Consider the following 15875-nt stretch of genomic DNA (forward strand, 5'->3'; position numbering starts at 1 on the left):
ATCGAGGCCGACAAGCCTAGCAACCCGCCTGCCGCCGAGCAAGGAAAAATCCAGCTGAACCCGCGTCTTCACAGGCTTTGGGCCTGATCCGGCATCACCCGCTTCTGGCCCTGAGCGGCACCAGCGGGTAACCTTTGCGCCGTCGGGCGCCCAAGGGCGCCGTTTGCTTGCCCGTCGAAGCGGGCAGGCCCACCCCAAAATTCACCGCATAGGCTTACATCGATGTCCGCTCTGATCTGTGGTTCTCTTGCCTTCGACACCATCATGGTGTTTCCGGACCAGTTCAAGAATCACATCCTGCCGGACAAGGTGCACATCCTGAACGTGTCGTTCCTGGTCCCGCGGATGCGCCGCGAGTTCGGCGGCTGCGCCGGCAACATCGCCTACAACCTGCATCTGCTGGGCGGCCACCCGATCCCGATGGGCACGGTCGGCTCGGACTTCGGCCCGTACCGCGAGTACTTCGATGGCCTGGGCATCGACCTGTCGCGCGTGCGCGTGATCGATGAGCTGTTCACCCCGCAGGCCTTCATCACCACCGACCACGACAACAACCAGATCACCGCCTTCCACCCGGGCGCGATGATGCGTTCCTACGAGAACCACGTGCGTGGCGTGCCGGGCGTGACCCTGGGCCTGGTCGGCCCGGACGGCCGCGAAGGCATGATCCAGAACGCGCTGGAGTTCCACGAGGACGGCATCCCGTTCATCTTCGACCCGGGCCAGGCCATGCCGCTGTTCAACGGACCGGAGCTGCGCCAGTTCATCGAGCAGGCCGACTACGTGGTGGTCAACGACTACGAGTCGAACCTGCTGCAGGAACGCACCGGCTGGGACGAGAAGGAAATCGTCAGCCGCGTGCAGGCCTACATCACCACCCGCGGCCCGAAGGGCGCGGTCATCCACACGCCGGACAAGAGCTACGACATCCCGCCGGCGCACGAGCGCCGTGTGGTCGATCCGACCGGCTGCGGCGATGCCTTCCGCGCGGGCCTGATCTACGGCATCCAGAAGGGCTACGACTGGCTGACCATCGGCCGCATGGGCAACCTGATGGGCGCACTGAAGGTCGAGCACCCGGGCACCCAGAACCAGCGCTTCACCTTCGATGAGTTCAACGAGCAGTTCAAGCAGCAGTTCGGTTACGCGCTGGGCGCGTAAACCGAACTGCCCGCGCATCTGCTCGGTGGGTGTCGACCTGGGTCGACACTGCCGGCCAGCGGCCGGCACCACCGGAACTTCCGACCGACACGTTGCCTGCTGTCTGTAGAGCCGAGCCCATGCTCGGCTTGCGCGCGCCAGCGCGATCTGACCGCAGAGCAGCCGAGCGTGGGCTCGGCTCTACACGGTCATGCGCCCTGCCAGGCCGCCAACAGGGCGCGGCAATCGGCGAAGTGCCAATCGGCGCGGCCCGGCCATGGGTTCTCCGGCAGATTGACCAGCACGGTGTGCGTGCCTGCGGCACGGCCGCACTCCAGGTCGTAGGCGTGGTCGCCAACCATCACCGCCTCCGTCGCTGCAACGCCCCAACGCCGCAGGTGCTGCTGCAGGCCATCCGGCGAGGGCTTGGGCACCGCTTCATCACGGCCGACGATGTCGGCATCGTCGAACAACGCCCCGACCCCGATCGCCTCCAGCGTCAGCTTCGCCAGCGCATGGTCGTTACGGGTCAGGATGCCCAGCCGGCACCCGGCGGCCGCCAGCGCGCGCAGCAGCGTCACCGCGCCCGGCGCGGGCAGCGCGTCCTCGGCCAGCGCGCGCTCATGGTCCAGCAACCACTCACGCTTGGCCTGAGCCGATGCGTCAGGCAGCGCCGCGATATGGTCGAGGATGTCTTCCTCGGCGGCGATCTCCAGTGCGCGGCGGATCGCGGCAAAATCATGCACGGCGACGGTCAGCGTGCCGTCCATGTCGAACACCCAGTGCCGGATCGCGGACAACGCGTGCACTGCGCTGCCCGTCGCGATCATCACTGCCACCACGACGGCATGCGGCTTGCGTCCACGCCCCCGGTCTCGAACACCGCCGTGCGGGTGCCGCCGGCCTTGACCGGGAACTCGATGCTGATCGACTTGCCCTTGCGCGCCAGCTTCCACAGCGCCTTCTGGTCGGTGATGAACAGCGCAATCGCCTCATCGGTCTGCGGCCGCCAGGCGGCCATCGACACCGGCTTGCCGTCGTCCACGGTCACCTTCACCATGCACTTCGGGCAGCGGAAATCGCCCGCCTGCAGCACCAGGTAGGCGTGCCGCTTCCACTCCGGGTGATCGCGGAACACCAGCTGCACCGGCTTTGCGCCGCTGCCATCCACGTCCACCCGTTCCTTGCTGTAGATCTGCGCCGAAATCTGGTTGCCCTTGTTGCCGACCGGTATCTGGTTGTACTGCCACAGCGCCTGCATGCGGCGCAGGTCGCGCGCGGCATCGCCCTTGGCCTTGACCTCGTCGAAGCCTGCGGCGATGCGCTCGGCGGCGGCCGTGTCCTTGTACTCATCCAGCAGCGCGGCGCCATGCAGTCGCGCGCGCTCCCAGTCCTGCGCGGCGACGGCCATGTCGTACTGCCTGGCCAAGTCCTCGGCCTTGGCTTCCTTCTGGGCCTGCACGGCAGCGGCAGCGGCCTCCTGCGCCTTGCGCTCTTCTTCGGGATTGCTGCAGGCGGCCAGGGCCAGGGTGCAGGCGGTGAGCAGGATCAGTCGTTTCATGGCAAAGGTCCTTCGTGTTTTTCGCATGCTTGCAAAGTCGAGCATGGCTCGACTCTACAAAAAAAGCGCCGGGCAGTGCCCGGCGCTTGTTCTTACTTGGCTTCGGCCTTGGCCAGCATGTCCTGGACCGAGGCAGTGGTGATCGGATGGTAGCCCGGCTTGGCCTTCTCGAAGGCCTGCTTGGCCAGCTCCAGCCCCTTCGGCGTCTTCACCAGTTCGGCGTAGATCGGCAGGATCAGCTTGCGACGGCCGACACGCTCGATGAATGCCGCCGCGGCCTCATTGGCCGGCTCGTAGCCGCTGCGGATGGCCAGCGGATACCAGCGCATGGCGATCTCGCCATTCGGCGTGCCCGTGAAGTGGAAGGCCTTGTCCAGCGTGGCCAGCGTGTCCAGCGGCTGGGTCGTGCCCAGTCCGTCGATGAAGCGCACCCACTCCTGGGTGCTCCAGTCAGCGATGACCTGGCTGCTGGGCACGGTGCCGGCGCTGGTGAAGGCGATGCGCGCGGTATCGACGCTGCTGAAGTTGCGCGACTGCGCCTTGGCCGCGAACGCCGGGATGCCCGGCTCGTCCAGCCATGCCTTCAGTTCGGCTTCCGTCACTGCCGACGGGTTCTTCGGCAGCAGGTTCTTCTTCAGGTACTCGACGAACTGGTCGGTATTCGCGCTCTGGAAGGCGTGGTCATCGAACCAGCCGCGCAGGAACGGATCGAAGGTCTCGCGGCCGAACCGCTGTTCCAGGAACTCCAGGAACCAGGAACCCTTGACGTAGGCCACCTGGCTCAGGGCTTCATCGGGGTCACGCTCGTTCAGCGGCGGCAGCGCCAGCGCCTGGTCGGCGGGGCTCATGTCCTTCACTTCCGCCAGCAGATCGGTCTGGTCGATCTGCCGCTCCATTTCGGCCATCTCCTTGCCATACAGCGCTTCGGTGATGCGGCCCTGGACGTAGGTGGTGAAGCCCTCGTTGAGCCAGATGTCCTTCCAGCTGGCGTTGGTCACCAGGTTGCCCGACCAGCTGTGCGCCAGTTCGTGGGCGACCAGCGAAACCAGCGATTTGTCGCCGACGATCACGGTCGGGGTGGCGAAGGTCAGGCGCGGGTTCTCCATGCCGCCGAACGGGAACGACGGCGGCAGCACCAGCATGTCGTAACGGCCCCAGCGGTACTCGCCGTACAGCTTCTCGGCGGCACCGATCATCTTCTCGGTGTCCTCGAATTCCTTGGCCGCCTTGCCGACCATGGTCGGTTCGGCCCAGACGCCGGAGCGGCCGGAGATCGGCTCGAACACCAGGTCGCCGGCGGCGATCGCCAGCAGGTAGGACGGGATCGGCTGCGGCATCTTGAAGGTGTAGTCACCATCACGCGCGGCCTTGGGGTCGTTGTCGGCGCTCATCAGCACCATGACGTCCGGGCGCGAGACCACGTGCGCGCTGTAGGTGAAGCGCACGCTCGGGGTGTCCTGCAGCGGCACCCAGGAACGGGCATGGATGGCCTGCGACTGGCTGAACATGAAGGGCAGCTTCTTGCCTTCGGTCATCGACGGCGCCAGCCACTGCAGGCCCGAGGCGGTCGGCGCGGTGTAGTAGGTCACCTCGACCTTGGACGGCTGCTGCGGGGCCTCGATGGTCAGCTTGCTGCCGAACACCTTGTCGGCCGCCGCCAGCTCGAACTTCAGCGGGCTGCGCGCGCCGTCAGCGGCAACGGCTTCGACCTTGGACACGGTCAGCTCGCGGGTGTCGAGCACCAGCTGCGTGGCGTCCTTCTGCTTCCATTCCAGGGTGTAGGTCGCGGTACCGCCGATCTGCTTCTGGTCGAAGTCCAGCTTCAGGTCCAGCGCGATGTCCTTGATGACGACCTTGTCCGGCTCGGCGTACGAGCTTTCGTCGTGGCTGCGGTTCTCGGCGTTCACGGGAGCGGCGGGGGCCTTTTCGGCAGTCGGGGCGGCGGCGGGCGCGGCCGCCTCCTGGGAGCAGCCGGCGGCCAGGGCCACGGCCAACGGAAGGAGCATCAGCGGATTGCGCATGAATCGGGACCGTTACGGGGAGCAAACCCCAATGGTACCTCCCTCCGGCCCCGCAGGCGTTGCGCGGTGCGGGGTAAGGCGGCCAAGGCCGATCCTGCGGCGGCGCCCTGGGTAGGTGCCAACCTTGGTTGGCACGGATCCATCAACGCATGTGGCAGGCCCGTGCCGACCAAGGTCGGCACCTACCAGAGCGGATGACCGCAGCGGCCGAGTGCCAACCAAGGTTGGCACCCACCAAGGGCAAGGCTTACAGCTTGTAGCCGGAGTGGATCGACACGATGCCGCCGGTCAGGTTCTTGTAGTGGCAGCGCTCGAAACCGGCCTCGCCCATCATGGCCTTCAGCTCGTCCTGCGGCGGATGCTTGCGGATGCTCTCGGCCAGGTACTGATAGCTGTCCGAATCATTGGCGAACAGCTTGCCCAGCTTCGGCAGGATCTTGAACGAGTGGAAGTCGTAGATCGGCTTGAACCAGTCGGCGGTGACCTCGGAGAACTCCAGCACACGCGCCTGGCCGCCGACCTTGAGCACGCGGTACATCTCGCGCAGGCCGGCATCCTTGTCGGTCACGTTGCGCAGGCCGAAGGCGATGGTGACCAGGTCGAAGCTGTTGTCCGGGAACGGCAGGGCCTCGGCATTGCACTGGACGTAGTCCAGGCCCAGCACCAGGCCGCGGTTGGTGAGGCGATCACGGCCCACCGACAGCATGCCGGCATTGATGTCGCCCAGAACCACCGAACCTTCGGCGCCGACGCGCTCCTTCAGCAGGGCGGCAATGTCGCCAGTGCCCCCCGCGAGGTCAAGCACGCGGTCACCGGGCTTCACCTGCGCGGTCGCCACGTAGTAACGCTTCCACGCCCGGTGCACGCCCAGGCTCATCAGGTCGTTCATCAGGTCGTAGTTGCGCGCGACCGAGGTGAACACCTGCCCGACCAGCTTCTGCTTGTCCTTGGCGGCGACGTCGCGGAACCCGAAATGGGTGGTACCGGATTTGTAGGGGGATTCGCTCATGCCCCGATTATCGCACCGCCAGGGCCGCTGCGGGGGAACGGCGCCTTATCATGGCAGCCCATGACCTTCCGGAGCCCCGCATGATCACCACACCTGATTACCAGGCCCTGCTGCAGACCGCCATCGCCGAAGCCCGCCAGGGCCTGGCCGAGGGCGGCGTGCCGATCGGCGCGGCGCTGTACCACAACGACGGTCGCCTGCTCGGCTGCGGCCACAACCGCCGGGTGCAGGAAGGCGATCCCTCCGTGCACGGCGAGACCGACGCCTTCCGCAAGGCCGGGCGCCAGCGTCGCTACCGCGACACGATCATGGTGACCACCCTGGCCCCGTGCTGGTACTGCTCGGGACTGGTGCGCCAGTTCAACATCGGCACCGTGGTGGTCGGCGAGTCCCGCACGTTCCAGGGCGGCATCGACTGGCTGCGCGAAAACGGCGTCACTGTGATCGACCTCGACAGCCAGGAATGCGTCGACCTGCTCGGGAGCTTCATTGCGCAATATCCCGAGATCTGGAACGAAGACATCGGCGAATGAGTGCCGTGGACTGACCCCAGCCCGCGTTTAATGAATGCTTCATCCGCGGCAGGCCCTTGTGCAGTCAGCGTCTGCGGCGTTCGATGTGACGCGCTGCGCACTCCGTCGGCACGCATGCACACGCCGCGGTAACACCCCACCGCTCCGGCACGCCTACGGTGGGGTTACCGGGACCCCCTACCCCGGCGGAGCCAGCCATGTGCGCGCACGCTGCAAGCCCCACGCCCAATCTGATCCTTGACGGAATCCGCGCCCGCCTGCGGGGCCAATATCGGTTGCATCGGCGCGGTGCCCTGTTCTGGACCGCTTATCAGAGCATGCAGCTGGAACTGGTGCGCGACCATCCACGCGACCACGTCCGCCTGTGCAACGCGATGGCGGACATCGCTGAAGACCTCGGCGTGGTCGAGCACGCCCAACTGATCGGCAATCGCAACGCTGTTTCCACATTGCGATGACACCGCTTCCACCGGTGATCAGGCAACACTGCGATTCCCCCACTCCACGTCCACCTCAACCGATTGGATCGACATGCACACTGAAGTCCCTGCCATTCCCCCGGTCATCGACGTCGATGCGGAACTCGAGCACTGGCGCCGCCAGCATGCCGACGGTGCGCTGCCTCATAATTCGTTCGGTTCCTACGTACCCTGGATCAAGTTCGCCTGCGATTCGCTGATCACCCAGCCGCGCGCCAGCAACGAGCAGCGTGACGAGATGTTCCAGACCCAGTATGCGCTGCAGATCATGCCGCGGCTGAGCGAAGCACAGGCCCGCGAGTTCGTTGACCGCTGCTGGCAGCACGTCTACCAGGCCAGCCGCGTGCGCCTGCAGGACGCACCGCGGCTGCGCGCCTGAGCAGGCCTGCTGCACGCGGGCTGCACGGCCACGCGCCGATCATCACGTCATCCCAGCGGGACGACGACGATGAAAGCAAGAAACCTGTTCAATACCATCGCCAAGAAGGCCGCGGCCGCCACCGGCTCTCCGTGGACCTTTCTGGTCGCAGTAGCCATCGTGGTGGTGTGGGGCATCTCCGGCCCGGTGTTCGGTTTCAACGACACCTGGCAGCTGGTCATCAACACCGGCACCACCATCATCACCTTCCTGATGGTCTTCCTGATCCAGCACACGCAGAACGCCGATACGGCGGCGATGCAGATCAAGCTGGACGAACTGATCCGGGCCACCGCGGAAGCCAACAACGAGCTGCTGGATCTGGAAGAACTGGACGAACAGCGGCTGGAAGAGATCCGCGCCGAGTATGAGCGGATGGCACGCGAAGCCGGCGACGCGCTGGCCCGTGTGCGGGCCTGCCACACGGTGCGCCGTGATGATGAAGCGGTGTAGCCCTGACGCGACGACCCGCGAACGCCTGATCGAAGCGCCGCCGGGTATGACCCGGCGCTACCAGAATCCACGCCGGGCCATGCCCGGCGCGTCCCGTCAGCTGCGTTCGTGCCAGCCGCCGCCCAGCACCTTGTACAGGGTGATGCGGTTGGCCTGCTGGGCCAGTTGCGCCTGCAGCCGCGTCTGCTGCGCGCTGTAGGCCGTACGACGCGCGTCGAGCAGGCTGACGAAGCTGTCCAGGCCGGCGTCATAGCGTGCCTGCGACAGCCGGTTGGCCTGCTCGGCCGCGTCGACCAGACGCTGCTGGGCGCTGACCTGCTCATCCAGGCTTACGTTCATCGCCAACGCATCCGCCGCTTCGCGGAAGCCGTTCTGGATCGCCTTCTCGTACTGCGCCAGTGCAATGTCACGATCTGCATTGGCGATGTCGAGATTGGCACGCAAACGGCCGCCCTGGAAGATCGGCAGGGTGATCTTCGGCAGGAAGCTCCACACGCGCGTGCCGCTGTCGAAGAGGTTCGACAGTTCGTTCGATCCGCTGCCGATGCTGCCTGTCAGCGAAATGCTCGGGAAGAACGCTGCGCGGGCAGCGCCGATGTTGGCGTTGGCGGCCAGCAACTGGTGTTCGGCCGCCATGATGTCCGGGCGCAGCAGCAGCACGTCGCTGGGCAGGCCGGCCGGTGGTGGGGCCAGTGCCAGCAACTGCGGCTCGATGCCATCCGGCAGCAGAGCCGGGTCGACCTGGCCACCGGCCAGCAGCGCCAGGGCATTGCGGTCCTGCGCGAGCTGGCCGCGCAGGCGTGCGGCATCGGTGCGCGCGGTTTCGACCAGGGTGCGGGTCTGGGTCAGTTCCAGTGCTGAACTGCCGCCACGTTCATGGCGTGCTTCTGCCAGGCGCAGCGAATCCTCATAGGTCTTCAGCGTCGCTTCGGCGATCTTCAGCTGCTGGCTGTCGGCGCCGTAGGTCAGCCACGCCGTTGCCGTCTCGGCCACCAGGCTCAGCTGTGCATTACGGCGGTTGGCGGCGATGGCAAAGTACTGCTGCAGGGCTGCTTCGCTGAGGTTGCGCACGCGGCCGAACAGGTCCAGCTCGAATTCGGCAACACCGACGCCGGCAGTGAACTGCTCGGTGACTCCCGCATCCGTACCTGTGCGCTCCATCTGCCCGGTGATGGCCACACCCGGCACCCGGTCGGCGCGCTGCACCCGGTACTGGCCGCGTGCGCGCTCGACATTGAGCACGGCCACACGCAGGTCGCGGTTGTTGTCCAGCGCCTGGCCGATCACCTGCTGCAGGCGTGGATCGGTGAAGAAGTCACGCCAGCCCAGCGTGGCCACATCGGCAACCTGGCCCTGCGTGGCCTCTGCCGGCCACTGCGCAGGAATCGCCGGGGCAACGGCCGTGTCCTTCGGCGCGAGGGTGGAGCAGCCGGCGACCGTGAGCACGGCGGCCAGGGATACAGCAAGAGAAGAGAATTTCATGGCGACACCTTGGGGGTCACGGTGGTAGCGCCGGGCCGTTCCCGGCAGCTACGTGGTAAGGCATCCGCCGGGCATGGCCCGGCGCTGCCGGATTCCATCACTCGGCGGTCCTGCGTTTGAACACGCGCTGCACCACCACGAAGAACAGCGGCACGAAGAACACGCCCAGCGCGGTGCCGACGATCATGCCGCCCAGCACGCCGATGCCGATGGCCTGCTTGGCGCCGGAACCGGCACCGGTGGAGATCGCCAGCGGCACCACGCCCATGCCGAATGCAAGCGAGGTCATCACGATGGGACGCAGGCGATCGCGCACGGCATGCATGATCGATTCGATCAGGCCGGCCCCCTTCTCCAGGTTTTCCTTGGCGAACTCGACGATCAGGATCGCGTTCTTGCTGGTCAGGCCCACCGTGGTCAGCATTGCCACCTGGAAGTAGATGTCGCGCTCCAGGCCCTTGAAGGTGTTGGCCAGCACCGCGCCGAGGATACCCAGCGGGGCGGCCAGCAGCACGGCGGTCGGAACACTCCAGCTTTCGTACATCGCGGCCAGGCACAGGAACACGATCATCAGCGACAGCGTGTACAGCAGCGGGGTCTGCGAGCCGGCCTGGCGTTCCTGATAGGACATCGCGGTCCACTCGATGCCGAAGCCCGCCGGCAGCTGCTTGGCCAGCTGCTCGATCTCGGCCATGGCGTCACCGGAGGCGACTCCCGGGGCCGGTTCGCCCTGGATTTCCATTGCCGACACGCCGTTGTAGCGCTCCAGGCGCGGCGAGCCGTAGTCCCAGTGCTTGCTGGCGAAGGCGCTGAACGGAACCATCTCGCCCTTGTCGTTCTTCACCGACCAGAGATCGAAGTCCTCCGGCACCATGCGGAACGGCTGGTCGGCCTGCACGAACACACGCTTGACGCGGCCACGATCGACGAAATCATCGATGTACGCGCTGCCCCATGCGGTGGCCAGGGTGGTATTGACCTGGGCGATCGACAGCCCCAGCGACGTTGCCTTGGCCACATCAATGTCGATGCGGAACTGCGGCGTGTCTTCCTGGCCGTTCGGGCGGACGTTGGCCAGCTTCTTGCTGCCGGCCGCCAGGCCGAGCAGCTGGTCACGCGCGGCCACCAGCGCATCGTGGCCCTGGCCGCTGTTGTCCTTCAGGAAGAAGGTGTAGCCCGAAGCGGTACCCAGCTCCGGGATCGCCGGCGGCGGGAAGGCGAAGATGAAGGCGTCCTTGATCCCACCCAGCGCAGCCATGGCGCGGCCGGTGATCGGCATCACGCCGTTGTCGGCGTCGCGCTCGCTCCAGTCCTTCAGCTTGACGAAGGCCATGCCCGCGTTCTGGCCCATGCCGGCGAAGCTGAAGCCCTGCACCGAGAACACCGACTCGACCGCCGCCTTCTCGTTCTCCAGGAAGTGATTCTCCAGTGCCGCGATCGATTCCAGGGTACGTTCCTGGGTGGCGCCGACCGGGGCCTGCACCAGCGCCATCAGCACGCCCTGGTCTTCATTGGGCAGGAACGAGCTGGGCAGGCGCACGAACAGAACCGCCATCAGTACGAACAGCGCGGCGACGATGCCCATGAAACGCCACGGACGGTTCAGGATGCCGCGTACACCACGCTGGTAGCTTTCGCTGGTGCGGTCGAAACCCCGGTTGAAGCCGTTGAAGAAGCGACCGGCCAGGCCGCGGTGGGCGACATGATGCTCGCCCTTCTTCAGCGGCTTGAGCAGGGTGGCGCACAGCGCCGGGGTCAGTACGATCGCGACCAGCACCGACAGCGCCATCGCCGAAACGATCGTGGCCGAGAACTGCCGGTAGATCACGCCGGTGGAGCCACTCATGAAGGCCATCGGCACGAAGACCGCCGACAGCACCAGGCCGATGCCGACCAGTGCACCGGTGATCTGGCCCATCGACTTGCGGGTGGCCTCCAGCGGCGACAGGCCCTCCTCGGACATGATGCGCTCGACGTTCTCCACCACCACGATGGCGTCGTCCACCAGCAGGCCGATCGCCAGCACCATCGCGAACATGGTCAGCATGTTCACCGAGAAGCCGAGCATCGCCAGTACACCGAACGTGCCCAGCAGCACCACCGGCACGGCGATGGTCGGGATCAGGGTGGCGCGGAAGTTCTGCAGGAACAGGTACATCACCACGAACACCAGCACGATCGCTTCGATCAGGGTCTGCACGACGCCCTTGATCGACACGCGTACGAACGGCGTGGTGTCGTACGGAATCTCGGCCTTCAGGCCGGCCGGGAAGAAGTTCTTCAGGTCGTCCAGCGCAGCATCCACGCCCGCGGCGGTGTCGAGCGCATTGGCGCCGGTGGCCAGGGTGACGGCCAGGCCGCTGGCCGGCTGGCCGTTGTAGCGGGTGACGAAGTCGTAGGACTCCGCGCCCAGCTCGACGCGGGCGACATCACCCAGGCGCAGTTCGGCACCGTCCTGCGCGCCGCGCACGACGATGTTGCGGAACTGCTCCGGCGTCTGCAGGCGCGACTGCGCATTGATCGTGGCGTTGAGCTGCTGGCCCTTGACCGAGGGCGCGCCGCCCAGCTGGCCGATCGCCACCTGTGCGTTCTGTGCCTGGATCGCTGCGGTCACTTCCGGCACCGACAGGCCATAGGTATGCAGCTTGTTCGGGTCCAGCCAGATGCGCATGGCGTACTTGCCGCCGAAGACCTGGATGTTGCCCACGCCCGGGACTCGGCTCAGGCGATCGACGACATTGGAGCCGACGTAATCGGCGATGTCGTTGGCATCCATGCTGCCGTCTTCGGAGACGAAGGCGATCACGTTCAGGAAGCCCGAGCTGGACTTGGCCACGTTGATGCCCTGCCGCTGCACTTCCTGCGGCAGCAGCGGCATGGCCAGCTGCAGCTTGTTCTGCACCTGCACCTGCGCGATGTCCGGATTGGTACCGCTCTCGAAGGTCAGGGTGATGGTCGCCTGGCCGTTGGCCGAGCTGTTGGAGGAGAAGTAGATCAGGCCATCAAGCCCCTTCATGTTCTGCTCGATGATCTGCGTCACCGAGTCTTCGACCACTTTGGCCGAGGCACCCGGGTAGGTGGCGCTGATTTCCACCGCCGGCGGAGCGACGTTGGGATACATCGAGACCGGCAGCTTGAACAGGGCCAGGCCGCCGGCGAGCATGATGATGATGGCGATGACCCACGCGAAGATGGGTCGATCAATGAAAAAGCGTGCCATGGAATTCTCCGCTTACTTCGCGTCGCCGGCCGGAGCCGCAGGCGGGGCAGCGGCCGGCTTGGCCGGTGCGGCGCCCTTTTCGGTGGCGTTGACCGGCATGCCGGGGCCGATCTTCTGCAGGCCTTCGACGATGACCTTGTCGCCGGGCTTCAGGCCATCCTCGACCAGCCACTTGTCGCCGATGGTGCGGCTGACCTTGACCGGGCGGACTTCGACCTTGCTGTCCTTGCCGACCACCATCGCCGTGGTGTCACCCTTGGCATCGCGGGCGATGCCCTGCATCGGCACCAGCACGGCGTCGCTGCGCACGCCGCCACCGATCACTGCGCGCACGTACATGCCCGGCATCAGCAGGCCATCGGGGTTTTCCACCTTGACCCGCAGGCCGAAGCTGCCGGTGGCTGGATCGACGCTGACTTCGGAGAACTCCAGCGTGCCCTTGTGCTCGAAAGCGCTGCCGTCTTCCAGCAGGATGCTGACCGGCGTCTGCTGGTTGTCCTGCAGGCGGCCGGCGGCCAGCTCGCGGCGCAGCTGCAGCAGCTCGGCCGAGGACTGGGTGAGGTCGACATAGATCGGATCCAGCTGCTGCACTGTGGCCAGGGCGTCGGCCTGGCCGGCGTTCACCAGCGCACCCTGGGTGACGCTGGACTTGCCGATGCGGCCGCTGATGGGCGCGGTGATGCGGGCGTAGCCCAGCGTGACGTTGGCCGAATCCAGCGAAGCCCGGGCGGCGCCGACGTCGGCCTCGGCCTGCTTCTGCGCGGCTACGGCGTTTTCCAGATCCTGCTGGCTGACCGCATCGACCTTGGCCAGCTCGGTGATGCGCTTGGCACTCAGGCGCGCGGCGTTGGCCGTGGCTTCGGCGCGGGCCAGCTGTGCGCGGGCACTGTTGGCCTGGGCGCGGTAGCTGGCGTCATCCAACTGGTACAACGGCTCGCCGGCCTTGACCATGCCGCCCTCGGTAAACAGGCGCTTGGCCACGATGCCGCTGACCTGCGGACGGACTTCGGCCACCAGGAAGGCATTGGTCCGGCCCGGCAACTCGCGGGTCAGGCCCACGGTCTCGGACTTCAGCGTGACCACGCTGACCTGGCCGGGCCCCTGTTCGGGGGCCTGGGGTTCGCCGCCACAGGCGGCCACGGTCGTGGCGATGGCCAGCGACAGCGCAAAGGGTCGGATTCGGCTCAGCAACATGGGGAAGGCTCTTGGAAGGAAGAATCTCAGCAGGCGCTGATACGGCGGACACCTCCCGGGAAAGGGTTGAGGCCTCACGTACAACGCCCACCCGGGCAGGCATGGGTGCCGGAACAGGACAGCCACGTACACGACGGGAACGATGGAGGTGAAATATACATACATGCTTGTTTGTTTGTAAACAGGTACAATTCAGCCACGTTTCACCCGTACTCGTACCCATGGCCCGCAAGACCAAAGAGGACACCCAGGCAACCCGGGAAGGCATCCTTGACGCCGCCGAAGCCTGCTTCCATGAACATGGCGTGGCCCGTACCACGCTGGAGATGATCGGTGCCCGCGCCGGCTATACCCGCGGCGCCGTGTACTGGCACTTCAAGAACAAGGGCGAGGTGCTGGCCGCGATCATCGAACGGGTGCACCTGCCTTTCATGCAGGAACTGGAGCGCACCTCCACCGAGCAGCGCGATACGCCGGTGCATGATCTGCGCGCGGTGATGATCCATTCCTTCATCGAGCTGTCCGAAGACGAGCGCCTGCGCAAGACCATGGAGATCATGCTGCGCAGCGATGCTTCGGCCGATACCAAGGTGCTGACCGAACTCCAGCAGGCCGGTTTCCGCGACGCGCTGGACCGGATGGAGCGTGCGCTGCGACGCGCGCAGGCGCTGGGCCAGCTGCGCGAAGGCGCCGACCCGAAGATCGCCGCGCGCATGCTGCACGCGACCGTGCTGGGGGTGCTGCACGGCGCGATGGTCGAGCCGGATCTGATGGATCTCCAGCGCGACGGCATGCTCGCGCTGGACATGACCCTGGCCGCCTACGTGAAGGAAGGCGTGTTCGAGCCGGGCACCGTACCTGCGCCGTTGCCGGAGGCCTGAGCGCACAGGGGTCGGATCGCTCAAACAAGAAGGCCGCCTTTCGGCGGCCTTCTGCGTTACAGGATGTAGCGGCTCAGGTCGGGATCCTGCACCAGTTCACCCAGATGCGCATCGACGTAAGCGCTGTCGATGGCCAGGGTCTCGCCATCGCGGTCAGGCGCTTCGTAGCTGAGCGAATCCAGCAGGCGCTCCAGTACCGTATGCAGGCGGCGGGCACCGATGTTCTCCTGGCGCTCGTTCACCTGGAAGGCGATCTCGGCCAGGCGGTCGATGGCGTCGGCAGTGAAGCTGACCTTGACGCCTTCGGTGGCCAGCAGCGCTTCGTACTGCTTGGTCAGCGCCGCCTTCGGCTCGGTCAGGATGCGCACGAAATCACCCTTGCTCAGCGCGCCCAGTTCCACGCGGATCGGGAAACGACCCTGCAGCTCCGGAATCAGATCGCTCGGCTTGGCCAGGTGGAAAGCACCGGAAGCGATGAACAGGATATGGTCGGTCTTGATCGTGCCGTACTTGGTCGACACGTTCGAGCCTTCCACCAGCGGCAGCAGATCGCGCTGCACGCCTTCACGCGAGACGTCGCCACCACCCACGTTGTCACCGCGCTTGGCAACCTTGTCGATCTCGTCGATGAAGACGATGCCATGCTGCTCGCAGGCTTCGATCGCCGCAGTGCGGATATCGTCCTCGTTGACCAGCTTGCCGGCTTCTTCCTCCAGCAGCAGCGGGCGTGCCGCCTTGATGGTCAAGGTGCGCTTGTGCGCCTTGGCACCACCGCCGAGATTGGCGAACATGGACTTCAGCTGCTGGCCCATCTCCTCCATGCCCGGCGGCGTCATGATGTCCATGCTGACGTTGGCGGCCAGATCCAGTTCAATCTCGCGCTCGTCCAGCTCACCATTGCGCAGCATCTTGCGGAACTTGATGCGGGTTTCGTTGTCCTGTGCCGACGGCTCGTTGCGCGCCACTTCCGGGTCGAAACCGATGCCGCCGCTGCGGCGTGGCAGCAGCGCATCGAGAATGCGGTCTTCGGCACGTTCTTCGGCCTGGGTGCGCACGCGCACCTTGGCCTGCTCGCGGTACAGCTTGACCGCGGTATCGGCCAGATCGCGGATGATCTGTTCGACGTCCTTGCCGACGTAGCCGACCTCGGTGAAACGGGTCGCTTCGACCTTCACGAACGGCGCATTGGCCAGCGTGGCCAGGCGACGCGCGATCTCGGTCTTGCCGACGCCGGTCGGGCCGATCATCAGGATGTTCTTCGGCATGACCTCGTTGCGCAGCTCGGCCGGCAGCTGCATGCGGCGCCAGCGGTTGCGCAGGGCGATGGCCACGGCGCGCTTGGCGTCATGCTGGCCAACGATGTGCCGGTCCAGCTCCTGCACGATCTCGCGCGGCGTCATGGTGGCGGAGGAAACTTCGATCTTCGACATGGATGGGCTCACGAATGCGTTGTCGATGACACCGGAACCAGACGGCCCGGCCGG

Annotated in this window: 14 protein-coding genes; 6 read left to right on the plus strand and 8 right to left on the minus strand. The window is 66.1% G+C overall.

Annotated features, from left to right (window positions below; translation table 11 throughout):
* The first annotated feature begins 222 nt into the window (after positions 1–222).
* A complete protein-coding gene (locus ACX9OW_RS12340; RefSeq protein WP_053519641.1) occupies positions 223–1161 on the plus strand; it encodes a carbohydrate kinase family protein in 939 nt (312 codons plus the stop codon).
* A 188-nt stretch (positions 1162–1349) separates the two neighbouring features.
* On the opposite strand, the gene ACX9OW_RS12345 is transcribed toward ACX9OW_RS12340, so the two are convergent.
* The 4 genes from ACX9OW_RS12345 to ubiE form a co-directional block, all read right to left on the minus strand.
* Positions 1350–1970, minus strand: coding sequence for an HAD family hydrolase (locus ACX9OW_RS12345; RefSeq protein WP_459062328.1), 621 nt, complete (start codon positions 1968–1970; stop codon positions 1350–1352).
* Entirely contained in the window at positions 1970–2701 is a 732-nt protein-coding gene (locus ACX9OW_RS12350; protein ID WP_459062329.1) for a hypothetical protein, read from the minus strand. The genes ACX9OW_RS12345 and ACX9OW_RS12350 overlap by 1 nt, the downstream gene beginning before the upstream one ends.
* Before the next feature lie 92 nt (positions 2702–2793).
* Positions 2794–4722 carry a M1 family metallopeptidase gene (locus ACX9OW_RS12355; RefSeq protein ID WP_459062330.1) on the minus strand — a complete coding sequence of 643 codons (1929 nt, stop codon included), beginning with the start codon at positions 4720–4722 and terminating at the stop codon, positions 2794–2796.
* A 247-nt stretch (positions 4723–4969) separates the two neighbouring features.
* The gene (ubiE, locus tag ACX9OW_RS12360; protein ID WP_053520441.1) at positions 4970–5731 is read right to left on the minus strand and encodes a bifunctional demethylmenaquinone methyltransferase/2-methoxy-6-polyprenyl-1,4-benzoquinol methylase UbiE; all 762 of its coding nucleotides are present in this window, start codon (positions 5729–5731) and stop codon (positions 4970–4972) included.
* Between the two features lie 80 nt (positions 5732–5811).
* Between ubiE and ACX9OW_RS12365 the strand changes: the two genes are divergently transcribed.
* From ACX9OW_RS12365 to ACX9OW_RS12380, 4 genes are all read left to right on the plus strand, one after another.
* The gene (locus ACX9OW_RS12365) at positions 5812–6264 is read left to right on the plus strand and encodes a nucleoside deaminase (protein ID WP_459062331.1); all 453 of its coding nucleotides are present in this window, start codon (positions 5812–5814) and stop codon (positions 6262–6264) included.
* Positions 6265–6461: 197 nt separating this feature from the next.
* Positions 6462–6722, plus strand: coding sequence for a hypothetical protein (locus ACX9OW_RS12370; protein WP_180876838.1), 261 nt, complete (start codon positions 6462–6464; stop codon positions 6720–6722).
* Positions 6723–6795: 73 nt separating this feature from the next.
* The gene (locus tag ACX9OW_RS12375; RefSeq protein WP_065175172.1) at positions 6796–7122 is read left to right on the plus strand and encodes a hypothetical protein; all 327 of its coding nucleotides are present in this window, start codon (positions 6796–6798) and stop codon (positions 7120–7122) included.
* Between the two features lie 69 nt (positions 7123–7191).
* A complete protein-coding gene (locus tag ACX9OW_RS12380) occupies positions 7192–7614 on the plus strand; it encodes a low affinity iron permease family protein (protein ID WP_111186203.1) in 423 nt (140 codons plus the stop codon).
* A 96-nt stretch (positions 7615–7710) separates the two neighbouring features.
* Here ACX9OW_RS12380 and smeF read toward each other — a convergent pair whose 3' ends face one another.
* The 3 genes from smeF to smeD all read right to left on the minus strand — a co-directional run bounded on the left by smeF (position 7711) and on the right by smeD (position 13510).
* Positions 7711–9096, minus strand: a complete 1386-nt coding sequence (smeF, locus tag ACX9OW_RS12385; protein ID WP_164150669.1) for a multidrug efflux RND transporter outer membrane subunit SmeF — start codon at positions 9094–9096, stop codon at positions 7711–7713.
* Between the two features lie 97 nt (positions 9097–9193).
* Positions 9194–12316, minus strand: coding sequence for a multidrug efflux RND transporter permease subunit SmeE (gene smeE / locus ACX9OW_RS12390; RefSeq protein ID WP_053520172.1), 3123 nt, complete (start codon positions 12314–12316; stop codon positions 9194–9196).
* A 12-nt stretch (positions 12317–12328) separates the two neighbouring features.
* Positions 12329–13510: a multidrug efflux RND transporter periplasmic adaptor subunit SmeD gene (smeD, locus tag ACX9OW_RS12395; RefSeq protein WP_065175174.1), complete on the minus strand. Its 1182-nt coding sequence runs from the start codon at positions 13508–13510 to the stop codon at positions 12329–12331.
* Positions 13511–13731: 221 nt separating this feature from the next.
* Between smeD and ACX9OW_RS12400 the strand changes: the two genes are divergently transcribed.
* The gene (locus ACX9OW_RS12400) at positions 13732–14391 is read left to right on the plus strand and encodes a TetR family transcriptional regulator (protein WP_065175175.1); all 660 of its coding nucleotides are present in this window, start codon (positions 13732–13734) and stop codon (positions 14389–14391) included.
* 56 nt (positions 14392–14447) lie between these two features.
* Here ACX9OW_RS12400 and hslU read toward each other — a convergent pair whose 3' ends face one another.
* The gene (gene hslU / locus ACX9OW_RS12405) at positions 14448–15821 is read right to left on the minus strand and encodes an ATP-dependent protease ATPase subunit HslU (protein ID WP_053520175.1); all 1374 of its coding nucleotides are present in this window, start codon (positions 15819–15821) and stop codon (positions 14448–14450) included.
* Positions 15822–15875 lie beyond the last annotated feature (54 nt).

The sequence above is a fragment of the Stenotrophomonas genospecies 5 genome (assembly GCF_054473825.1).